General features: G+C 68.5%; 19 protein-coding genes. 9 read left to right on the top strand and 10 right to left on the bottom strand.

Translation table 11 applies throughout. The annotated features are described in order from the left end of the window. Positions 1-30: 30 nt before the first annotated feature. Genes ABD154_RS03125 through ABD154_RS03115 form a run of 3 tightly spaced genes read right to left on the bottom strand, consistent with a single transcriptional unit; the run spans position 31 to position 2,549 of the window. The gene (locus ABD154_RS03125) at positions 31-690 is read right to left on the bottom strand and encodes a hypothetical protein (protein WP_344249977.1); all 660 of its coding nucleotides are present in this window, start codon (positions 688-690) and stop codon (positions 31-33) included. Then, entirely contained in the window at positions 687-1,478 is a 792-nt protein-coding gene (locus ABD154_RS03120; RefSeq protein ID WP_344249975.1) for a pyrimidine reductase family protein, read from the bottom strand. Before ABD154_RS03120 ends, ABD154_RS03125 begins: the two co-directional genes overlap by 4 nt. A 39-nt stretch (positions 1,479-1,517) precedes the next feature. Continuing rightward, positions 1,518-2,549 (bottom strand): Dyp-type peroxidase, encoded by a 1,032-nt coding sequence (locus ABD154_RS03115; protein ID WP_344249973.1) that lies wholly within the window; start codon positions 2,547-2,549, stop codon positions 1,518-1,520. A 252-nt stretch (positions 2,550-2,801) separates the two neighbouring features. Here ABD154_RS03115 and ABD154_RS03110 point away from each other — a divergent pair, with 252 nt between their 5' ends. Beyond that, on the top strand, positions 2,802-3,179 hold the full coding sequence (locus ABD154_RS03110) for a DUF488 domain-containing protein (RefSeq protein WP_344249971.1): 378 nt from the start codon (positions 2,802-2,804) through the stop codon (positions 3,177-3,179). 90 nt (positions 3,180-3,269) lie between these two features. Here the strand turns inward: ABD154_RS03110 and ABD154_RS03105 are convergent, their stop codons facing one another. Further along, entirely contained in the window at positions 3,270-3,998 is a 729-nt protein-coding gene (locus ABD154_RS03105) for a 3-keto-5-aminohexanoate cleavage protein (RefSeq protein WP_344249969.1), read from the bottom strand. Positions 3,999-4,088: 90 nt separating this feature from the next. Beyond that, complete coding sequence (locus tag ABD154_RS03100; RefSeq protein ID WP_344249967.1) at positions 4,089-4,298, bottom strand: DUF5808 domain-containing protein; 210 nt, start codon at positions 4,296-4,298, stop codon at positions 4,089-4,091. A 200-nt stretch (positions 4,299-4,498) separates the two neighbouring features. On the opposite strand from ABD154_RS03100, the gene ABD154_RS03095 reads away from it, so the two are divergent. The 3 genes from ABD154_RS03095 (at position 4,499) to ABD154_RS03085 (ending at position 10,006) form a co-directional block, all read left to right on the top strand. Then, positions 4,499-5,137: a TetR/AcrR family transcriptional regulator gene (locus tag ABD154_RS03095; protein ID WP_344249965.1), complete on the top strand. Its 639-nt coding sequence runs from the start codon at positions 4,499-4,501 to the stop codon at positions 5,135-5,137. 244 nt (positions 5,138-5,381) lie between these two features. Next, positions 5,382-7,028: an MFS transporter gene (locus tag ABD154_RS03090; RefSeq protein WP_344249963.1), complete on the top strand. Its 1,647-nt coding sequence runs from the start codon at positions 5,382-5,384 to the stop codon at positions 7,026-7,028. A gap of 398 nt (positions 7,029-7,426) precedes the next feature. Next, positions 7,427-10,006, top strand: a complete 2,580-nt coding sequence (locus tag ABD154_RS03085) for an HNH endonuclease signature motif containing protein (RefSeq protein ID WP_344249961.1) — start codon at positions 7,427-7,429, stop codon at positions 10,004-10,006. 80 nt (positions 10,007-10,086) lie between these two features. Here the strand turns inward: ABD154_RS03085 and ABD154_RS03080 are convergent, their stop codons facing one another. After that, the gene (locus ABD154_RS03080) at positions 10,087-10,488 is read right to left on the bottom strand and encodes a VOC family protein (RefSeq protein WP_211978507.1); all 402 of its coding nucleotides are present in this window, start codon (positions 10,486-10,488) and stop codon (positions 10,087-10,089) included. Positions 10,489-10,683: 195 nt separating this feature from the next. Here ABD154_RS03080 and ABD154_RS03075 point away from each other — a divergent pair, with 195 nt between their 5' ends. From ABD154_RS03075 to ABD154_RS03065, 3 genes are all read left to right on the top strand, one after another. Further along, positions 10,684-12,057 carry an NAD-dependent succinate-semialdehyde dehydrogenase gene (locus ABD154_RS03075; RefSeq protein ID WP_211978508.1) on the top strand — a complete coding sequence of 458 codons (1,374 nt, stop codon included), beginning with the start codon at positions 10,684-10,686 and terminating at the stop codon, positions 12,055-12,057. Positions 12,058-12,331: 274 nt separating this feature from the next. Continuing rightward, a complete protein-coding gene (locus ABD154_RS03070; RefSeq protein WP_198500101.1) occupies positions 12,332-12,592 on the top strand; it encodes a hypothetical protein in 261 nt (86 codons plus the stop codon). 180 nt (positions 12,593-12,772) lie between these two features. Beyond that, the gene (locus ABD154_RS03065) at positions 12,773-15,355 is read left to right on the top strand and encodes an excinuclease ABC subunit UvrA (RefSeq protein ID WP_211978509.1); all 2,583 of its coding nucleotides are present in this window, start codon (positions 12,773-12,775) and stop codon (positions 15,353-15,355) included. On the opposite strand, the gene ABD154_RS03060 is transcribed toward ABD154_RS03065, so the two are convergent. Further along, positions 15,325-15,780: a MarR family winged helix-turn-helix transcriptional regulator gene (locus tag ABD154_RS03060; RefSeq protein ID WP_137824615.1), complete on the bottom strand. Its 456-nt coding sequence runs from the start codon at positions 15,778-15,780 to the stop codon at positions 15,325-15,327. The genes ABD154_RS03065 and ABD154_RS03060 overlap by 31 nt on opposite strands. A 152-nt stretch (positions 15,781-15,932) precedes the next feature. Between ABD154_RS03060 and ABD154_RS03055 the strand changes: the two genes are divergently transcribed. Further along, a complete protein-coding gene (locus tag ABD154_RS03055) occupies positions 15,933-17,156 on the top strand; it encodes an MFS transporter (protein WP_211978510.1) in 1,224 nt (407 codons plus the stop codon). 7 nt (positions 17,157-17,163) lie between these two features. Here the strand turns inward: ABD154_RS03055 and ABD154_RS03050 are convergent, their stop codons facing one another. The 3 genes from ABD154_RS03050 to ABD154_RS03040 form a co-directional block, all read right to left on the bottom strand. After that, the gene (locus ABD154_RS03050; RefSeq protein ID WP_211978511.1) at positions 17,164-17,829 is read right to left on the bottom strand and encodes a metal-dependent transcriptional regulator; all 666 of its coding nucleotides are present in this window, start codon (positions 17,827-17,829) and stop codon (positions 17,164-17,166) included. Positions 17,830-17,854: 25 nt separating this feature from the next. Continuing rightward, a complete protein-coding gene (locus ABD154_RS03045) occupies positions 17,855-19,132 on the bottom strand; it encodes a sodium:proton exchanger (RefSeq protein WP_249120964.1) in 1,278 nt (425 codons plus the stop codon). Between the two features lie 387 nt (positions 19,133-19,519). Continuing rightward, on the bottom strand, positions 19,520-20,959 hold the full coding sequence (locus ABD154_RS03040; protein ID WP_249121096.1) for a DHA2 family efflux MFS transporter permease subunit: 1,440 nt from the start codon (positions 20,957-20,959) through the stop codon (positions 19,520-19,522). A 264-nt stretch (positions 20,960-21,223) separates the two neighbouring features. On the opposite strand from ABD154_RS03040, the gene ABD154_RS03035 reads away from it, so the two are divergent. After that, complete coding sequence (locus tag ABD154_RS03035) at positions 21,224-22,294, top strand: Atu2307/SP_0267 family LLM class monooxygenase (protein WP_211978514.1); 1,071 nt, start codon at positions 21,224-21,226, stop codon at positions 22,292-22,294. The last annotated feature ends 13 nt before the right edge of the window (positions 22,295-22,307 follow it).

Here is a 22,307-nt window from a genome sequence, read left to right as displayed (position 1 = left end):
AAATTGCGGCCTCTGGCGGGAGCGTCGGCCTCAGGCGGGCTGCGCGTCGCGTGCGGCCGGCGCCGAGGCGGCGGGGGCGAGCGCCCAGAGTGCGAAGGCGAGCAGGACGAAGCCGGGAATGACTCCGGCGAGCACGGGAATGAATGCCGGGGCGGAGACGAAGAAGGCGATGAATCCGGCGACGCCGAGCAGCGTGACGACGGTGGCGAGGACGTGGAAGCGGCCGAGCTTGAAGACGTGCCCGAGCGCGTAGAAGTGCGTGCCGACGACGACGGCCACCCACGCGACACCGAGCTCCGGGTAGCCGAGTCCCGAGAGCAGCTTCGCTCCGCCGAAGAGAGCGAGCGCTTCGACGGCGACGATGATCCAGTAGCTGCGGGAGAACGGGTTCGCTCCCGCCGGTCGGGGCCGTCCCCGGCGGCGTCCGAGGCTGCGGAAGGCGAGGACCAGGATCCCTGCGAAGGCCGCGATGCCGAGGACGATGACGCCGATGCGGCCGACGGTCGAGAACCCGGCGCTGTTGACGATGAGGAAGACGAGGCCGAAGACGCCGCCGATGAGCGACCCAATCTCCGCGCCGTCGGCCGGTGGCGGCGCGGCGGCCGCCTCGGTGGGGGAATTCAGGGAATCACGGTGGTCGGAGACCTCGGGGTCGTGCGGGGGTTCGGGGGACTGTGGGGCCTGGGTCATGGTCGGCTCCTGAGAGAACGGCTGTCTGCGGGGAATCTGTAGAGGAGAAAGAGGTACCCGTCGTCGGTGGCGAGCACCGATGCGAGGTCGAGGGGAACCGGAGGGTCGAAGGTCGGTCCGTGGACGATGCGGGTGCCTGTCCCGCCGACGATCTCAGGGGAGCGAGTGAGGCAGAGTTCGTCGACGCATTCGGCGCGGATGAGTTCGGCGAAGACGCTCGGACCGCCCTCGCAGACGATCCGGTGGAAGCCGCGCTGACGCAGCTGATCGAGGGCGAGGCCGAAGTCGACGGCGTCGACGCCGGCGACGATCACCTCGGCGACCTCGGCGGCTCTCTCCCGTGCCGGCAGCGGGGAGGACTCACTCGTGAGGATGATCGTCCGGGCATCGGCCGGGGCGTCGGTGAACAGCGGTGCCGTGAAGTCGAGGGCAAGGCTCTCGGAGACGACGGCGAGCGGCGCGGTCGCACTGCGCCCGGCCCGCAGCGCACGCCACTGCGGGTCGTCCTCGGCGGGTCCGTACTCCTCGGTGCGGGCGGTTCCGGCACCGACGAGGATGACATCGGCGAGAGCGCGGTTGAGAGCGAAGACCGCCCGGTCCGTGGCGTTGCCGAGGCCACCGGCCCGCCCGGACACGGTCGCGGCGCCGTCGACGGAGGCGACGAACACCGCCCGCACCCAGGACTGCCCAGGGTCCGCGTGGTCCTGCGGGAAGGCGAAGGCCGCGGGCAGGCTCAGCTGCGCGGATTCTCCGGGGAGGATCCGGCGCACCGTCGGAGTCTCGCTCACCACTGGGCCCTCCTGCCGTTCAGCGCGGAGCTGTGCGGTTCAGTTCGGCGCTGTGCCGGCCCCGCCGCTGTGGTCGCTGCTCGAGCCCGAGGAGCTCGACTCCGTGGTCGAACCGAGGACCGAGGCGGGGTTGTCGAGGAAGTCGGCGGTGGGCACGAAGAAGAGGCAGCCGGTCAGCGCGGTCGAGAAGTCGAGGATCCGGTCATGGGTGGCGTCGCCGTCGCCCAAGAACATCCGTTCGAGCATCGTCTCCGTGACCGTCGGATCGGCGGCGTACCCGATGAAGTAGGTGCCGAACTCGCCGGACTCGACGGAGCCGAACACCATGTTGTCGCGCACGATCTTGCGCTCGGTGCCATCGGGTTCGGTGATGGTGTTGAGCACGATGTGGGAGTCGGGGGCCTTGTCCTTGTCGGGGAACTCCATGTCGGAGAGCTTGTGGCGGCCGAACGCCGCCTGCTGCTCCTCGACGGTGATCGAGTTCCACTTCGGCAGGTCGTGGATGTACTTCTGGACGATGACGTAGCTGCTGCCGGTGAAGTCCGGGTCCTCGTCGCCGACGAAGACGGTGTCGACGGCGAGCTGGTCCTCGGGGTTGGCGGTGCCGTCGACGAAGCCGAGGATGTCGCGCTGGTCGAAGTAGCGGAACGCGTGGACCTCGTCGACGACGTCGACGTAGCCCTCGAGCTTGCTCATCAGCTGGCGGGTGAGTTCGAAGCTCATATCCGTCCGGTCCGCGCGGATGTGGAAGAGGAGGTCGCCGGGCGTCGACGGGGCGACGTGCTTGCCGCCCTTGAGCTCCTTGAAGGGGTGGAGCTTCGCGGGGCGCTTCTGCGGGAAGAGACGATCCCAGAGGTCGGAGCCGATGCCGGTCACGCAGCTGAGGCCGGCCGCCTTGACGCGGAAGCCGACGGCGCGGATGACGCCGCCGATCTCGCCGAAGAAGTCGCGCACGTGGTCCTCGGCACCGGGTCTGACGGTGACGACGAGGAAGACGCCCGACTGCGACGGCGGCTCGAGGACGTGCTGCGGGTTCGTGCTGTCCGGAGGGTTTCCATACTGCGTTGTCACTGAATCGTCTCCTCTTCCGCGAGCCCCGACAGTGCGAGGTCGGACGACAATCGTCCTTGGTCGGTCAGTATACGCGGCGAAAGCCGCCGTGAGGTGGACTCGGGCCGACGAATCCGCGCCCCCTCACCGGCCCGGCCCAGGCCCCTCGACGGTCGGTGTTCTCCCAGGTCGGAGGGTCGATGACGAGGAGCGGCCGGGTGGCGCGGAGAGCTAAACTGGGTGGCCCAGCGACGATGGAAGGTGGAGAGCACGATGGCGAAGGGGCACCCTGTCCATGTCCGCCGCATCTATGACGATCCGAGCCCCGCTGACGGGGCGCGCATCCTCGTCGATCGCCTCTGGCCGCGCGGAGTGAGCAAGGAGCGCGCAGACCTCACCAAGTGGCTGAAGGACGTCGCCCCTTCGACGGGCCTGCGGAAGTGGTACTCCCACGATCCCGCGAAGTTCGCGGAGTTCTCCCGCCGTTACCGTGCGGAGCTCGCCGATGATGACCACGCCGAGGCGTTCGCGGCGCTGCGCGAGTATGCGGAGAAGGGTCCCGTCACCCTCCTCACCGCCTCGAAGCACGCCGAGATCAGCGAGGCCGCCGTCCTCGACCACGTCCTCCAGCACTCGCCCGACGAGGCGTAGGCGGCGGACCCGTTCGACCGGGCCCGTCCCCTTCTCCGCTCAGTGCCGGCTTCGATCCGTCTGCGTTGACAACCTCGCGGGAACGCACGTCTAGGCGAGTCGGCGCACCGCCTCGGCGACGAGCTCGCTGTTGCTCTCGGCCGGCAGGCCATCGGGAAGCACGAGCGTGTCCTCGAGCCCGATGCGGGTGGCATACCCCCAGGCGGCGGCGAGGTCGAGCACCGGCCACGCGGTCGTGCCCTCTCCGTGGAGGAGGATCGGGAGCTCGGGTTCGCGAGATTCCACGCCGCCGATGAGCCGCTCGGCGACGCTGTCGACCGGCAGCAGCTCGTCGGGCTGGATCTCGATGAGCGCTCTCAGGCACGACGACCGGTGAGGGGATGCGGCCCAGGCGGTCAGTCCCTGCTCATGCCAGATCCCGGCCTCGATCCCGATCCCATGCGCGAGGAGAGCTCCGGCCACCTCGTCGGCACCGTCTTCGTGCCAGTTCACGGACGCGAAGTCGGGAAGGACCCGCCACGAGGTGATCGCGGCGATCCGCTCGGACGCTTCGGGCGCGGCCCACGCTCCCGTGGTGACGCCGACGGGCACTCCCGGGCACGACGAGCGGATGGCGCTGAGGACTCGGCCGACATCGGTTCCGAGCAGACTGTCACGTCCGCCTGATGACTTGGCATGGACGTGAACCGCAGCGGCACCAGCGGCGATTCCCGCGGCTGCCTCGGCAGCGATGTCACCGGCATCCGACGACAGCCGTGGATGATCGGCAAGCGTCCGCGAACCGTTGACGCAGACCTTGAGCAGCCCGTCCCCTCTCATGCCGCCACCGTAGCCCACGGTGCTGACGCAGAGAGCGCCGAGGCGGCCCGGCTTCTCGACCTCTGCGCGCGGACCTCTGCGCGCGGCCGGTCAGAACGCGACGCCCCAGACGATGACGGCAACGATGACGATGAGCGCGATGAGCGTCCAGATGCTGCCGAAGTTGAGCGTCCAGCCGACGCCGAATCTCTTCGGGACGAGGAAGCCGGGATCACGCGGACAGAAATAGAGGAGGCCGAACGTCCAGTTCGCGTCGTCCTCCCGCATCGCCTGCTTCTCACCTGCGCTCAGCGAACTCATCGCGTGTCTCCTCTCGCCCGACTCGTGCCGTCCGATCTGGCCGTCACGTCTCCCCGCTCGCCGACCATCCTGCTAGGTCACAGGCCTGATCGGTCAACTCTGCCAACGATGACGACGACATCCGCTGTCAGGGTACACCCGCCTCGGCGCTGGGGAAATTTTATTGGACACCAATGTCCATAATGATCTACGCTCGACCCATGGGCAGGAAGAAGACGTTCGACGAACAGGCGGTCATCGATGCCGCGATCGCCGTGTTCAGCGAACACGGGTACACGGGAACGGACGTCGGACTCGTCTGCGAGCGCGCCGGGATCGGGCGGTCGAGCTTCTACAACACGTTCGAGAGCCTCGACGCCGTCTTCCTCCGCGCGCTCAGCGACTACACAGCCACGGGCATTCCGCTGCGCGAGCACCTTGGCGCGAGCGCGCTGCCGGTTCCGGTGCTCGTGGTCGAGCGCCTCGGCGGGGCTCTGGCGCAGCAGTGCGCCGATGAGAAGCGCACCGGGTGCCTCTCAGCGAACACCGCCGCCGAACTCGGCCGGGAGGTCGACGCCGTGTGCACGATCCTCGACCCCGACCGCGCCGCGTGGCTGACGACCTATCGCGCGCTTCTCGACCGCGGTCAGTCCGAGGGGCACATCCGCCCGGACCTCGATGCCGCCGTCACCGCCGAGCTCATCCACAGCGTGCTCGCCGGCCTCCGCGTCTCCGCCCGCGTCATGCCCGCCGACAACGTCCAGGCCCAGGCCAGGACCTTCGTCGAAAGCCTCTGCACCCCGGACGGCGTGACGGCCCTTGCCGCGGCGACCCCGGTGCCGCTGCCCTCGTCCACCTGACCCCACCGATAAGGCCTGACCCCACTGATAAGGGAGGTATGTCCGTGCTGCGTGATGTGCCCCGCCCCGTTGCCAACCGAACGACGCTCCACCGACTCCTGGACGCGCTGCCGACCGAACGACGCTCCACCGACTCCCGGACGCGCTGCCGACCGAACGACGCTCCACCGACCACAGGAGACTCCACCGGCCGCAAAGCGCGCCACTGACCGCACGACTCTCCGCCGACCGAAAGCAGGACAGCATGACGACCCCGGACCGCGCCTCCGCTGAGGTTGCCCCAGGCTCTGCCTCCGCCCCCGGACACGCCTCCGGGCCCTCCACCGCGCCCTCCGCCCCCGGGCCGAAACCGCGTGTTCCCGCCCAGGTCTACCTGCTCGCCGCGGTGATCTTCTGCCTCGGCACCTCGGAGTTCATGATCGCGGGCATCCTCGAGCCGATCAGCGCCGACCTCGCCATCTCGATCCCGCAGGCCGGGCTCCTCATCACGGGATTCGCCGTCGGCATGATCGTCGGGGCGCCCGCGATGGCCCTGCTCACCCTCAAGCTTCCGCGTCGGGCGACGATGATCATCACGATCGTCGCCTTCTCAGCGCTCCACATCCTCGGCGCTGTTGCCCCCGACTACACCGTTCTCATGATCAGCCGCGTCCTCTCCGCGATCGCGTGCGGTGGGTTCTGGGCGGTTGCCGCCGTGCACACGACGCGGATCTCGCCTCCCGCCGTGCACGGCCGGGCGCTCGCGAGCCTCGTCGGCGGACTCACTGTGGCGAACCTCGTCGGCGTCCCGATGGGCACGTGGATCGGCACGCAGTTCGGCTGGCGCGCGACCTTCTGGGCCGTCGCCGTCGTCACCGCGCTCGCCGCGATCCTCATCGCCTTCGCCACCCGCCCGCGAGCGACAGCGAACGGCATGAGCGGCCGCACGGCACACGGCGCCGGCGTTGCCGCAGCCGGCGCCGACGACCCCGCGACCGTCGAGGACCATCGCGCGGACATCCACCTCCCGACGCTCATCCGCGCCGAGCTCGTCGCGTTCCGGGGCCCGCGGATCTGGCTCGCACTCGGCACGACGGCCCTCTTCCAAGCCTCCGTGTTCGCCGCCTTCTCGTACTTCTCCCCGCTCCTCACCCAGGTCGCCGGACTCTCGCACGACCTCGTCCCCGGCGTGCTCGCGGCCTTCGGCGTCGGCGCGTTCATCGGGGTCGTCATCGGCGGCCGCCTCGCCGACCGCACCGTCTTCGGCAACATCGTCGGCAGCCTCACCGCGCTCGCGCTCAGCCTGTTCGCGCTATGGCTCGTCGCCGACGTGGGCTGGGCGGCGATCGTGGCGATGGTCCTCGTCGGGGCCAGCGGCTTCTCGATCGCCGGCGCCCTCAACGCCCGAGTGTTCCAGATCGCGACCGAAGCGCCGACCCTGGCGGCCAGCGTCAACACCTCGGCGTTCAATGTCGGCAATGCGCTCGGACCCGCCGCCGGGGCGGCGGTCATCGCCCTCGGCTGGGGATTCCGGGCACCGGTCATCGTCGCAATCCTCCTCGCCCTCACCGCCCTCCTCGTCGCCGGCATCGCGATCCGCGTCGAACGCCGCTGGCGTGCGGTTGGGCGGCAGCCCCTCGCCGAGGTGACCGCCCCCACGCCATCAATTGCTGAGTCCGCGTCCGGTGAGGGTGCGTGTTCCAGGGGTGCGACCGGTGAGGTTGAGTGCGCCGAGGCTGCATCCGGTGAGCCTGAGCGGCCTGCGTCCGCGACCGTTGGGGTTGAGTGCGCCCAGGCTGCGTCCGGTGACTCTGCGCGCCCCGGGATCGCGCCCGGTGGGACTACACGTTCGGAGGCTGAGCGCGCTGAGGCTGCGTGCGCCGCGAGGGGCGGCATCGACGAGGAGCGGTGAGCCGCCTCGCGGGTCATCTTTCCCTGCCCGCAGCCCTTCATCGGCCGGTCGTGGTCGCAGCGTCGGTCCCTTCCTGCGCGGCGACCGCCCGGGAACGCTCCGGGAACGTGAGAAAGCCCGCGGCGAGAGGGTGCATCGATGCCCTCGTTCGTCCACGGACCCCGAGTCAGATCTTTGCCGCGGTTCGAATCAGCGCACTCTCGTGTCAGTGCCGAATGCCATCATTGGAGGACAAAGAGGAAATCTGATGGGATTGAGATGAAAAATACTTCGAATGGATTTCGAATCGAGAGTTGACTTTGACTCTACTAATTCGTTACTATTGATGTACTAGTTCGTTCCATTGATTCGTGGCACCACTCTTCCCCGACACTGTTGTCTGAGGCAGGTGAAACACAATGCGCGGCACCACTGCTCCCCCGAGCAGTCACGATGATCCGATCCCCGCCGATGTCCCCGACATCGACGCACACTCACCTGCGCGCGCCACTGGATCGCCCGATTCTCTCACTGAGTCCCCCGTCTCCCCGTCGTCGGGCAATGACTCCCCGTCTTCGGGCAACTCCCGTTACACGCTGCGCGTCGGGTCGAGCATCACGGATTTCGCTCAGGCATCGGCGGCCGTCGATCGTGCTCAGATGACGGTCTTCGAGCTCACCGCCGGAATCATCCTCGGCGAGGCCGCTGCCGACCTCGACCTTCCCGCGCCAGGCGACGGCGAACCATACAGGTTCGCGTCACTCTCGGAATCGGTCTCGCGTGCCACCACGGGCGCAGGCGGCGAACCGGAGGGCGCCGATGGAGACGGAGACGAGACCCCCGCACTGCCCGACTTCCTCCACTTCTCGCTCGACACGACCTTCGCGGCGTGGGTGCACGACCATGTGCGCAGCGAACACGTCGCTGAGACATCGACGATCCTCGGCACGACCACCGCCCGCTCATATCGGCACTTCACCCAGTCGATGACCCTGATCTTCGGACTCCCGCGATTCACCGCTCGCGCCCTCGACGGCCAGTTCACCCACGCTCAGGTCGTCGCCGTCGCCGACCTCTGCCAGACCGTGGCCTTCAGGCATCTGCCTGAGCTCGACGACCATCTCGCAACCCGTCGAGCCGACATCACCTCCGACACCCTGCGCGCATCGCTGCGCAAGAAGATCAATCTGCTCCAGACACCGGCCGACCGCGCCGAGGTGGCCGCCGAACGGCGCCGCGTCAGCGTCGAAACATTCTCCGACGGTTCGGCCTGCCTCATGGTGAACGGACCCGCGGACGAGATCCATGCCTGCTTCGCCCGCGTCCAGGCGATGGCGAGGGCGATCCATGCCGGTCAGACGAACACCTTCGGGCTCCCATCGCGGATCGAGATCATCGATGAACGCGACATCAACGCCCTCATGTGCGACATCCTGCTCCGCCCCCAGCCGAAGCTGCGCATCCGGGTGCGAGAGCTCGACCCGGTGACGGGGATCGAAAGCGAACGGTCGGCCTCGATGCTCGATGACACCGGAGAGCCGCTGTTCTCCGCTGACGAGCGGAGCATCTCCGGCCTCACGGATCTTCTCGATCCCCCAGCGGCCCCAGATCGGAATACGACCGCTGACCCGACCGCCACGGGCGATAGACCCTCCGTCGCGGATCCGCGCACCGGCGGCGACAACAGTCCGCCCGCCCACACGTATGCGCCCGGCGATCCGCGCACCAGCACAAGCCCGGACACCAGCCGCGAGTCGCGCGACGGCACACCTGTGTCTTGCAGTCCGGGCAGCCCGGGTTCGGCCTTCTTCCCCGGTCCGCAGCCACATCCCGTGCCACGGGAGTATTTCATCGACGTCTCCATGCCGACGGGTCCGCACTGGATCCGCAATCAGGCAGGACTCGTCGTCACGCTTCCGCTCATGTCGCTCCTCGGAGACTCGAACCTTCCCGGCGTCCTGCCCGACGGCTCTCCGATCCCCGCGGAGACGGCGCGTCGCATCGCCGCCGGCTCACCCACGCTCACGCGCATCCTCACGGACCCGGCCACGGGCACTCCGATCAACGCCCAGGCGAAGACGTATGCGATTCCCCAGCAGGTGAGAAGGACGCTCATCTCCCAATGGATGATGTGCACCGTGCCAGGCTGTCGGAGAACAGCGGAGAAGTCTGAGATCGACCATGTCGACCCCTTCAATCACGACGACCCGAGCCACGGCGGGCTGACGCGATTCGGCAACCTCCATCCCCTGTGCAAGAAGGACCACGCGCTCAAGACCGCCCGGCGATACTCGGTGCGCATGGCGGACCGGGGGTCGGCGACCCCGGCCGTCGACTACCAATTCGGGCACGGCCTCATGACCACGGTGACAGCACCCGACCAGCCGATCAATGCGGCGCAGGCGATCGAACTCTGCGAACTCCTCCGGGAGAAGCCGCTGCGACGAGCCGTGCCGGACCATGCGGTGCCCGACGAGTCCGCGATCGTCGAGGTCATGCCCACCGAGGCGCAGATCGCCGAGTGGGAGGCCGAAAACAGTCGGGTCGCGGACGAGGCCGCTCGGCAGACGGCGATGAAGGACGCCATCGCCCGCTCCGAAGCCGCTCGGCGCAGACGCCGGCTCTGGCAGGCGCTCCATTGGAATGAGATCGACTGGAACGAGATCGGCCACCAGAAGAGCCTCCCGCCGGGATCCGATCTGCTCACGATGAAGGCACTGCCACCAGGCCCCACCGTTCGCAGACCCCGTCGCGACGAACCCGATCCCGGACAGCTGCAGGCGGAGCGGAGATGGCGAGCCCGATCGTCGACGCCGTGCGCCTACTTCGACACGAGGATCGCCGAGGCGGTGGCCGAGCATTTCCCGGGCAATGAGACGTTCACCGATGACGGCGTCATCGGCCCCGACGAGCCACTCGAATACCCTCAGACCTTCGGTGGAGGCTCAGATGAGAGGATCTGGGACCACGACCCGACATGCGATCCGCCCCCGTTCTGACCGGGACCGAAGCTCCGTGGGCCGTGCAGGAGCCCAGTGGGCTGTGCAGGCACTCGGCCAGGAGGAGTATCGCACCGTCATCAGAGCTTCTCCGAACTCTGCGGGAACTCCGCTCCCGGGGCAGGCTCCCACAGTTCGATCCGGTTGCCTTCGGGATCGGTCACCCACCCGAAGCGTCCGATGCCCTCCATCTCCTGGATCTCATCGACGACGTCCGCCTCGGCGGCCTGCAGCTGCTCGAGCATCGCATCGAGATCGTCCACTCGGAAGTTGAGCATCGTCTGCTGCCGATCGACACCATCGGGCCGTGACCCGAAGTAGTCGGTCTCGTCCTCGAACGCCGCGACCACCGTCGGTCCCGCCGCCTGACGCCACACCCCGTCCGTCATGTCGATGCCGAGCATGTCCTGATACCACGCGGACAACGCCTCGGGGTCACGGGCACGCATGAAGTATCCGCCGATTCCGGTCACTCTCTCCATGCCAGCCACCTTACGTTCGGCCTCGACCCACGGGAACCCCCACCGCTCGTCGGAACTCCCCGTGCACCCGGCCCCCACCTCGGCGCGCATCCCATCATTCGGGAATCTCAGGAATGGGACCCGCACACGATGCGTTCCGCTGACAGGTCTACGCTCGACACTGACCACGACTCCCACATGCGAAAGGACATCCCCATGAGCAGATTCGCTGTCACCAACGCCAACACCGGTGAGCTGGAGGAGGAATTCCCCTCGGTTCCCGTCGGGGAGATTCCCGGTTACATCGACCGCGGTCATGACGCCTTCACCGCGTGGAAGGACACCCCGCTCATCGAACGCTCGGCGATCCTCCGTCGGTTCGCCGACCTCGTCGACGCCAATGCCGACGAGATGACCGACATCATCGGTCGGGAGATGGGCAAACCGAAGCAGCAGGGCCTCGCCGAGGTCGACAAGGTCGCCCGCACCGCCCGCTGGTTCGCCGATCACGCCCACATGCACCTCAATCCCACGGAGCTGCCGTCTGCCGGAGCCGCCCGCAGCTACGTCCGCCACGACCCCCTCGGCGTGCTGCTCGGCATCATGCCGTGGAACTTCCCGTACAACCAGATCGCCCGCTTCGTCATCCCCAACCTCGTCGTCGGGAACGCGATCATCATGAAGCAGGCGTCGATCTGTCCGAAGTCCTCCCAGTACTTCGCCGACCTCCTCGTCGAGGCGGGCCTGCCGGTCGGCGTGTACCAGAACATCTACCTCGACAGCTCCCACGCCGAGGAGGTGCTCAAGGATCCGCGGGTCAAGGGCTTCTCGCTCACCGGCTCCGAGGCCGCCGGCGCCTCCGTCGCGGGAATCGCGGCGAAGTACCTCAAGCGCTCCGTCCTCGAGCTCGGCGGCAACGATCCCCTCGTCGTCCTCGACTCGACCGACGTCCCGGCGCTGGCGAAGAAGGTCGTCGGCATCCGCCTGACGAACGCGGGCCAGGTGTGCACCTCACCGAAGCGCTTCATCGTCGTCGACGAGCTCTACGACGAGTTCGTCGCCGAGGCGAAGAAGGCCGTCGAGGCGACGAAGGTCTCGACCTTCGATGATCCCGAGGTGGGCATGGGACCGCTGTCGTCGGAGAGCGCCCGCGATGAGATCGTCGAGCGGATCCAGAAGTCCGTCGAGGACGGCTCGACCCTGGTCACCGGAGGCCAGAAGCTCGACCGTCCCGGCTGGTTCATGTCGCCGGCCCTGCTCACCGACATCGACCCGGACTCCGATCTCGGCTGCAACGAGCTCTTCGGACCGGCGGTGATGATCTACCGGGCGAAGGACGAGGAGGACGCGCTGCGCATCGCCAACCACTCCGACTACGGGCTGATGAGCTCGGTGTGGACGGACGACCTCGAGAAGGGCGAGCGCTTCGCCGCCCGGATCAACGCCGGCATGAGCTTCGTCAACTCGCACATGGAATCCGGTCCGGAGTACCCGTTCGGCGGCATCAACCGCTCCGGCTACGGGCGCGAGAACGCCGAGTGGGCGCTGCGCGCGTTCACCAACGAGCACCTCATCCGCGTCCACCCCTGACCCCGCGGCGAGCCCGACCGTGCCGCGCTGACTGGTCTGCGGCGGGTCCCGACACCTGAGCGCCCACCGTCATGCGGACGGTGGGCGCTCGCGCAGTGATCGGCGGCGGTGTCCAGGGCGGGCCTGTCATCGGCGGCAATGCCAGCTGACAATGATGTTTGTCGCCATTCGGGGTGGACAGTCGTACCGGGCGGTGCCAGACTGAACTTCCATCCAACGGGGCCCGACCCATCGCGCCACGGGGTATCGCCCCACTGTCGAGAAAGGTCTGCACATGTCCGAGAACACCAACGAATCCGGTTCCGTCACCGCTTCCGAAGCCGCCCGCATCATGGACGACCCCAACTCCACCGAGGAGCAGCGTTCGGTCGCCGCCAGTGTGCTGCGCCAGTCCGGCGGCCGCGACGGTGAGACGAGCGCGTGGGTCGCCTCCGAAGCCGGAGACCTCACCCGCGAAGGTGACTCCGAGGAGGTTCGCTCCGTCGCCGCAAGCGATCTGTCCCAGGCGGACAAGGAACGCGACGAGAACTCCTGACCCCTGACGGCACTGCCCTTTGCGGCACCGCCTCAGGCCGGTGGCGATCCCGCCACCGGCCTGTCGCATGTCCGGGTCACCTCCGCCGATGGCATGATCGAGTGCCGATGGCATGATGGAAAGCCGCCGACACCGCCGCCGTGACGGCGACGGCGCGAATATGACGGAAAGGACGCTGACATGGACGAACGCGACGTCGTTCCCGGGCACATCGCGGTTCGCGGCGCCCACGAGCACAACCTCCGCGACATCGACATCGACATCCCCCGCGACACCGTCGTCGCCTTCACCGGCATCTCCGGTTCGGGCAAGTCCTCGCTGGCCTTCGGCACGATCTACACGCACTCGCGGCAGCGCTACCTCGAATCCGTCGCCCCTTACGCCCGGCGCCTCATCGACCAGGGTTCGCCCCCGCGGGTCCGCCTCATCACGGGTCTGCCGCCGGCCGTCGCCCTCCGACAGCAGCAGTCCGGCAGCACCCGCTCGACCGTGGGCACCGTCTCCCGGGTCTCCAACGTCCTCCGCATGCTCTACTCACGGTCCGGCACCTACCCCGAGGGCTACCGTCCTGCCGATCTCGCCGGCAAGTTCCCCCGGGACGCCGCACCGCTGGACTCCGACAGCTTCTCCCCGAACACCGCAGTCGGCGCATGCCGCACCTGCTCCGGCATGGGGCGTCTCCTCCAGGTCGACGAGGACCTCCTCGTCGGCGATCCCCACCTGAGCATCGACGACGGCGCGATCGTCGCGTGGCCGGGGGCCTTCGGCGGGAAGAACAACCGGCGCGTCCTCCGCGACCTCGGCATCGACATCACCGTCCCGTTCGACTCCCTGCCCGCCGACACCCGGGAGTGGGTGCTCACGACCAGCGACCGGCCCACCATCGTCGTCGAGGAGGGCTACAAGGGCACGTACATGAGCCCCAAGCGCTGGGTCGAGCACACCTTCGCCGACTCGCCGTCGGCGCGGATGCGGGCGAAGGCCGCGTCCTTCATGACCGACAAGCTCTGCCCGACCTGCCACGGCAAACGGCTCAACCCCGAAGCCCTCGCCGTGACGATCGCCGGCATCGACATCGCCGAGGCGGCCCGACTTCCCCTCACCGGTCTCGTCTCCTTCCTCGAAGCCGCCCGCACCCATCCGGCGACGACCGAGCTCTCCGTCGAACGCCACCAGGCCGCGCAGGCGCTCATCGACGCCCTGATCAGCCAGCTGGGCACGATGGTCGACCTCGGCCTCGGCTATCTCGAAGTCGCCCGCCCCACCTCGACGCTCTCGAGCGGTGAGCTCAAGCGCCTCCACCTGGCCACGCAGCTGCGCAGCGGCCTCTTCGGCGTCCTCTACGTGCTCGACGAACCCTCGGCCGGTCTCCATCCCGCCGACCTCGAGCTCCTGCTGACCGCCCTCACACGGCTCAAGGACGACGGCAACACCGTCTTCGTCGTCGAGCACAGCGCGCAGGTCGTCCGCGCCGCCGATTGGATCGTCGACCTCGGTCCCGGAGCCGGTCGGTACGGGGGTGAGGTGCTCTTCAACGGACCGTCGGCCGGTCTCGCCGAGGTGGCCGACTCGGTCACTGCCCGCTACCTCGGCGCTGCGCCTCCGCTTCCGCCAGGCGGGTCGGGGGCGCGGCAGCTCACCGATTGGGTCGAGCTCCGCGACGTCACCGGACACAACCTCACCGGCATCGACGTCCGGCTGCCGCTCCACGCGCTCTCGGCGATCACGGGAGTCTCGGGCTCCGGGAAGACCTCCGTGCTCACGGCCCTGGCCGATGCCATCCGGGCCCGCCTCGACTCGGCCGAGGTCGCAGCTGATGAGGAGCGCAATCCGGCCGCAGTCGAGATCGGGGACGAACTCGTCCACGGGGTGCCCGTCTGGGACCTCGGCAGCGATGAGCTGACGACGGGATCGACGTCCGGCCTCGAGGCCCTCGAGCGCATCATCGTCGTCGACCAGAAGCCGATCGGGCGGACCTCCCGGTCGACACCGGCCACCTACACCGGCCTCTTCGACGGCGTCCGCAGGCTCTTCGCGGCCCAGCCCGGGGCGAAGGAGCGCGGGTTCGGGGTCGGGCGGTTCTCGTTCAATCAGCCGGAGGGACGGTGCCCGGTCTGCCTCGGCGACGGAGTCGTGAGCATCGAGCTCCTCTTCATGCCGACGGAGACGGCGCCGTGTCCGGAATGCCACGGCAAGCGCTACAACCCCGAGACCCTCGAGGTCACCTACCGCGACCGGACGATCGCCGATGTGCTCGCGATGACCGTCGATGAGGCCGCGGACTTCCTCGCCGAGGTGCCGGTGGCGACGACGATCCTCACCCTGCTGCAGAACATCGGACTCGGCTATGTCAGCCTCGGGCAGAGCGCGCCGACCCTCTCCGGCGGAGAGGCGCAGCGGATCAAGCTCGTCTCCGAACTCCACCGGTCATCGCGGGGGCGCAGCCTCTACATCCTCGACGAGCCGACGACGGGTCTCCACCCGGCCGACATCGACATGCTCATCGGTCAGCTCCAGCGGCTCGTCGATGCCGGGAACACAGTCGTCATCGCCGATCACGATCTGCGCACGCTGCGCGTCGTCGACTGGATCGTCGACCTCGGACCCGGGGCCGGCACGGACGGCGGGTCGATCGTCGCGAAGGGAACCCCCACGGACCTCGCCGCCCAGGGCGCCGCTGCTGCCGGCTCCACGGCCAACGGTGCCGGCGCAGCGGCCGGCCTCACCGCCGCCTACCTCGCAGCGGCCGGGGCCTCTGCGTAGAGCGCGGTGACGAGCGGTTCGAGTTCGGGCATCTCGCGGGCTTCGGCGAGGGTCTCCTCGAGCACCCGGTCATGGGTCGGGTGCGCGGCGAGGAGCAGCTTCTCCCCCGCCGGTGTGAGCTCGGTGTAGATGCCGCGCCGGTCATCGGCGCAGAGGATGCGGGTGAGCAGCCCCCGATCCTCGAGGCGCGTGACGAGCCGCGTCGTCGCGCTGCTCGAGAGCGCCGCCGCTCGGGCGAGCTGACTCATCCGCATATGCCATCCGTCCTGCCTGCTCAGGGCGTCGAGCACGGTGAACTCGACGACGGAGAGCTCGTGTTCGCGTTGCAGGCTCTTCTCGAGCCGGGTGTCGATGAGGCCGTGGAGCGCGGCCAGGGTGCGCCAGCCGCGGGCGCGGATCTCCACGGCGTCGTCCCTGATGCCCATGTGTTCCTCCTCGCAATCTCGATCTCCCTATGATACACCACTTGCGCCGATAGACCGCGTGTGCAAGTATTTATTTCCATGCGTCTGCAACTACTGCACACGCCGCATATTGCACAAGCACCTCACAGACCACCGTTCCGGAAGGACACCTCATGCCACTCGCGCTCCTCGCACTCGCCATCGGCGGGTTCGGAATCGGACTCACGGAGTTCGTCATCATGGGCCTGCTGCCCGAGGTCGCCGCCGACTTCGCCGTCACGGAGACCGTCGCCGGCTACCTCATCTCCGGTTACGCCCTCGCCGTCGCGCTCGGCGCCATCCTCATCACCGTCGCCCTGACCAGGGTCAACCGCAAGACCGCGCTCGTCGGCCTCATGGTCCTCTTCATCATCGGCAACGCGCTCTCCGCCCTCGCCCCGACCTACGAGATGATGATGATCGGGCGCATCGTCGCCGCCCTCTGCCACGGCGCGTTCTTCGGCATCGGCTCGGTCGTCGCCGCCGGACTCGTCGCCCCGAATCGGCAGGCCGCCGCCATCTCGATGATGTTCGCGGGCCTCACCAGCGCCAACGTCCTCGGCGTTCCCCTCGGCACGTTCCTCGGCCAGGCCGCCGGCTGGCGCTCGACCTTCTGGGCGATCGCGATCATCGGCATCATCGCCCTCGTCGGCATCGTCACCCTCATCCCCAGGGACGCCGGACGCGCGACCGCGACCGGCAGTATCCTCGGCGAGTTCCGGATCTTCCGCACGCCGCAGGTGTGGGCCTCGATCCTGCTCACCGTCCTCGGCTACGGCGGCATGTTCGGCGCCTTCACCTACATGGCGTTCACCCTCACCGGCGTCTCCGGCTTCGCCGCCTCGACCGTGCCGTGGCTCCTCGTCCTCTTCGGCGTCGGACTCTTCATCGGCAACTTCCTCGGCGGGCGCGCCGCCGATCGGAGCCTCGGTGCCACTCTGCTCACCCTGCTCATCGGCCTCGTCGTCATCCTCGCCGTGTTCTCGCAGGTCGCAGGCTCGCAGCCGGCGACGATCATCGCGCTCTTCCTCATGGGCGGCTTCGGCTTCGCCACCGTGCCGGCGCTGCAGATGCGCATCATGAACCATTCGGGGACGGCGCAGACCCTCGGGTCGGGCGCGAACATCGCCGCGTTCAACGTCGGCAACGCCTTCGGCGCCTGGGTCGGCGGACTGACGATCGCCGCGGGCCTCGGCTACGCCTCCCCGCTCTGGGCCGGCGCGCTCGTCACCCTGGCCGGCCTCGTCGTCTTCGTCATCGCCGGACTCTCCCGCGGGGGAGAGCTGCGCCGAGGCGGTCCGGCCTCCCGGGACGAGTCGACGCGAGAGACCGCTGAGGCTCCGGCGACCGCGGGCTGAGGTCTGCTCACCATGCCACCCGGATCGCCTCGGCGGCGCTGAGGGCGAGTTCGACGGGCACTCCGTCGATGCTCACCCCGATCGCCGAGGCGGCCGGGTTGACGGCTGTCACCTGGAGAACCGTGCCGAGCACGATGCCGCGGGCCTTCAGGTAGCGCAGCAGTTCGGGGGAGCGATCGGAGACGCGGACGACGGTGACATCGCGACCGGGAGTCACCTCGGCGAGTGAGAGGTTCGGTGCCGCTTCGGTGCGACCGTCGGCATCGGGGATCGGGTCCCCGTGCGGATCCCGGGTGGGGCCGCCGAGCACGGCATCCATCCGCTCGAGCACGAGGTCGGAGACCGCATGCTCGAGGCGGTCGGCTTCATCGTGGACCTGATCCCAGCTCAGTCCGAGCTTCTCGACGAGGTAGGTCTCGACGATCCGGTGCCGACGGACGATCTCGACGGCGATCTCCCGCCCGGCCGGGGTGAGGGCGATCGCCCCATAGGGCTCGTAGTCGAGGTAGCCGTCCTTCGCGAGCTTCTTGAGGTTCGCCGAAACCGTCGAGGCGGTCACGCCCAGCTGTTCGGCGAGATCCGTCGTGGCGGGACGGCCTCCGGGCCATTCGTAGGCCTTCCAGATGAGGGTGACGTAGTCCTCGACCATGCGGGTGACTGCGGGACGTGGCACGTTGACCATTCTATGCATGGGGATCCTACGCGCGCGGTCCCGTCGTCGCCCCCGCCTCGGCGGGGTCCGTCCTCTCCGCCGCGGCCGCCGTCAGCTGCGTCGTGCGGCGGAACGGGGCGGCAAGGGTCGGAATGATGTCCCTGCGGTGGAGGATGAGGAAGATGATCGCGAGGACGACCTGGATCGCCGAGAGCACGTAGCGTCCGGTCGTGTCGGTGACGAAGAACTGGATGCCGAAGAGCGCGGCGAGTCCGACCGCGGGGATCCAGTGGAAGCGCAGGGCCAGGATGATGGCGACGCCGAGGATGGTCTGCGTGGCCGTGAGCGTGAACTCCTCGACCTGCCGGGCGTCGAGGGGCAGCATCGTGTCGCCGCCGCCGAGGAAGTGGGCGACGGGCAGGGAGCCGACGAGCAGGCTCCACTGGTTGACCTTCGAGGCGATGAGCGTGGCGATCGCCGCACCGCCGAGTCCGCGGAGGGCGAACATCGCGGCGATGATGAACTCCGGTGACTCCGAGGCGAGCGGGGCGAGCCACTGGACGAGGAAGTAGGAGTCGATGCCGAGCGTCGAGCCGGAGGCCACGAGCGCCTCGGCGAAGGGCTCAGCCGAGGTGAGGATGATCGCCGCGGAGACGATGAACATCGCCACGACGGTGACCCGGCGGGCCCGCGTCGGCATCGAGACGATGAGGGCTGCGGCGCCGACGAACTCCTCGTCGCTGGTGTCGGCGCCCTGGCCGGCCCGCCACAGGTAGAGCCCGAAGATGACGATGAGGCCGATGCCGAACCACAGCGGGATGCTGCCGATGAGCGGGATGATGAACGCGATGAGGGCGAGGATGACGAGGAAGCCGATGTCCATCCGGCTCTCGCCGCTCAGCTGCAGGGCGCGGTTGACCGGGCCGCCGGTGCGCTTCGAGACGCGGTAGGCGACGAGGAGGGCGATGATGACGACGAGCGGCCAGCCGAAGCCGAGGAGCAGGCGGTTCGACCCGGTCATGTTCGCGGCCGCGAAGTGGAGGTACTGCGGGTCCGAGCCCGACCGGTACGCGTAGTAGAGGTCGACGGCGTACTCGGGGAGGACGGCGATGAGGGCGAGGAGCGCGATCGCCAGCGCCCCGGCGATGTCCTTCTGGGCGGCCTCGGCGGCCCAGGCGAGGAGGAACGCGGCGGCGACGATCGCGGCGCCGAAGAGGACGAGCTCGATGACGGGGGCGATCTCGATGCCGGCGATGCGCACGACGACGGCGGGAGCGGCGACGAGCAGGCAGAGGATGATGCGGCGGATGAGTGCAGGGGGCACGTGGACTCCTTCAACGTGCCGCAGCCGGGGAGGACCTCGGACGCGACAAGCGGCCGAAGGTCTCGTTCGCCTCACGCGCCCCATCTCAGTCGATGAGGTCCCTGCGAGGTGCCGCGCCGGGCGGTCCTCGTGACCGCCAGTGTGTCGACAGGGCTCAAGCCGGTGGTCGCCGGCGAGGAACTACTCCCCTTCGCCCTCCAGGCTCGTCCACGCGGGTTCGGTGTGTCTACGCACACCTGAGACTTGGGCATCCCACACAATTGCCGCAGCCCTCGTCTACCCCGAGATCTCGGGGCAGACGAGGGCTGTCGCCGGTGTGCTAGTGGCTCAGATCACCGGAGCGGGGACGGTCGCGACGTCAGCGGCCGGCAGTCGGATGCCGCCGGCTCACGAGTTGTCGTCGACGAGCGGAGCCTCGTCGCGGGTGACCTCCCGCTGGTCCTCGGGCTTCTGGATGAAGAACGCGAGGACGACGGGGACGAGCCCGATGATCGACGCGAGCAGGAACGCATTGTGGGCGCCGGGGGCGCCGGCTTCGGCGACGCTCTCACCGGCGGCCTGTCCGGTGTGCAGCGCCGAGGAGTAGATCGAGATGAGCAGGGCGGTGCCCGCCGCACCGGCCACCTGCTGCAGCGTGTTGAGCGCCGCCGATCCGTGCGAGTAGAGGTGCCGTTCGAGGGATCCCAGCGACGCCGAGAAGAGCGGGGTGAACGATCCGGCGAGGCCGAGGGACATGCCGATCTGGATGATGACGAGGACCCACACCGGGGTGCCGATGCCGACGTTCGAGTACGCGAACATCGCCGAGGCGATGAGGATCGTGCCGGGGATGAGCAGCGTCCGCGGTCCCTTGGCGTCGTAGATCCGACCCATCACCGGGCCGAGGAGGCCCATGAGGATCGACCCCGGCAGCAGGACGAGGCCCGACTGGGTCGCACCGAGGCCGACGACGTTCTGCAGGTAGAGCGGCAGGAGGGAGAGCGTGCCGAACATCGAGAGCGCGACGACGGCCATGATGATGACCGAGAGGACGTAGTTGCGCGAGGTGAACACGCGCAGATCGAGCAGCGCCCGATCCGCTCTGATGAGGACGAGCTGCCGCCACACGAAGAGGCCGAGGAAGATGAGGCCGCCGGCGATCGCCGTCCACGCCAGGCCCGTGCCCGCCGAGGCGCCGGCACCGGATTCGCCGCCGCCGAACTGGCTGAGGCCGAAGACGATGCCGCCGAAGGCGAACGCCGAAAGGATGATCGAGACGGCGTCGATGGGGGCGTGGGTGGTCTCGCCGAGGTTGGTCATCCACTTCGCGCCGAGACCGAGGGCGATGAGGCCGATCGGCAGGACGATGCCGAAGAGCCAGCGCCAGCCGAGGGAGTCGAGGACGATGCCCGACATCGTCGGGCCGATGGCCGGAGCCAGGGAGATGACGAGGCTGACCCGTCCCATCATGCGGCCCCGCTGATGCGGCGGGACGACGTTCATCATCGTCGTCATCAGCAGCGGCATCATGATGCCCGTGCCGCCGGCCTGGACGACGCGTCCGAGCAGGAGCATCGGGAAGCCCTGCGAGAGCAGGCAGATGAGCGTGCCGAGACAGAAGAGGATCATCGCGGTGAGGAAGATCTGCCGCGTCGTGAAGCGCTGGAGGAGGAAGCCGGTCGTCGGGATGACGACGGCCATCGTGAGCATGAACGCGCTCGTCAGCCACTGGCCGAGTTCCGGCGGGATGTGGAGCGAGCGGTTGAGTTCGGGTATCGCGATCGCCATCGTCGTCTCGTTGAGGATCGCGACGAAGGCGGCGACGAGAAGCAGCCAGATGACCCGCATCCCCGCTGGATCGATGACGTCATCGCTCGAGGCTGAGGCAGGGGTGGTGTTCTTGTCGGTCGACAAGTCAGGACTCCGATCGGACGTGGTGGTCGGTCTCCGCAGATGAGGCGGGATCTCAGGCAGACACAGCACTCAACGGCGACGTCGTTGGGCTTATTCCGGCTGCAGGAAGAATTGTCGCACAGTTCTCCTCTCCGGCCTCCAGCGTCGCATGCGGTGCTGACACGGAATCTTTCGCACCGCCTCGGCGTTGGCAGGATCATGACGGACACTGAGGATACGACGCAGACAGACTCAGCAGGCAGGGACGTGGAGTTCGGGGTCGACACCTTCGGGGCGGTGACGATCAGCGGTGACGGTTCCCCGGTGACGCAGTCGCAGGCGATCCGCGACATCGTCGACGACGTGGTCCTCGCCGATGAGGTGGGTCTCGACTTCTTCGGGGTCGGGGAGCATCACCGGCCCGACTTCGCCGTCTCGAGTCCGGAGATGGTGCTCTCGGCGGCTGCGGCGCGGACGAAGTCGATCCATCTCGGATCGACGGTCACCGTGCTCAGCTCCGATGACCCGGTGCGAGTCTACGAGCGCTTCGCGACCCTCGATGCGGTCTCGCACGGACGGGCCGAGATCGTCGCGGGACGCGGCTCGTTCATCGAGTCGTTTCCGCTCTTCGGGTATGACCTCAGCGACTACGAGGTGCTCTTCGAGGAGAAGCTCGAGCTGCTCGCGAAGCTGCTGCGGGACCAGCCGGTGACGTGGCAGGGAACGACGCGGGCGCCGCTGTCGAACCAGTCCGCGTACCCGACCACGGAGAAGCCGATTCCCGCCTGGGTCGGGGTCGGCGGCAGCCCCGAATCGGTGGTGCGCACCGCGAAGTACGGGTTCAACCTGTTCCTCGCGATCATCGGCGGCGCACCCGAGCGGTTCGCCCCCTATGTCGACCTCTTCAAGCGCGCGCAGGACGAATACGGTGTGCCGCATCGGCCCGTGGCCATCCACTCGCCGGGCCTCGTCGCCGACACCGATGAGGCGGCGCGCGAGCTCGTCGCCGAGGGCTGGCTGCGGTCGCGGAAGAAGATCGGCCGCGAACGCGGCTGGCCCCCGCCGCAGCCGGGCGACTTCGAGGCGGAGATCGAGTCCGGCTCCCTCTACGTCGGCTCCCCGGAGACCGTGGCGAAGAAGATCGCGAGAACCGTGCGCGCCCTCGGCGTCAACCGCTTCGACCTCAAGTACGACCAGGCCGAGGTCACGCACGCCGCGCTGCAGACGTCGATCGGCCTCTATGGGGAATCGGTGGTCCCGCTCGTCAAGGACATCCTCTCCGGCAGCTGACCGCGGGCGGGAG

The sequence above is a fragment of the Brevibacterium sanguinis genome, from assembly GCF_039528855.1.
In the GTDB taxonomy this organism is placed as follows: Bacteria; Actinomycetota; Actinomycetes; order Actinomycetales; family Brevibacteriaceae; genus Brevibacterium; species Brevibacterium sanguinis.
This window is presented reverse-complemented; position numbering and strand designations above follow the sequence as displayed.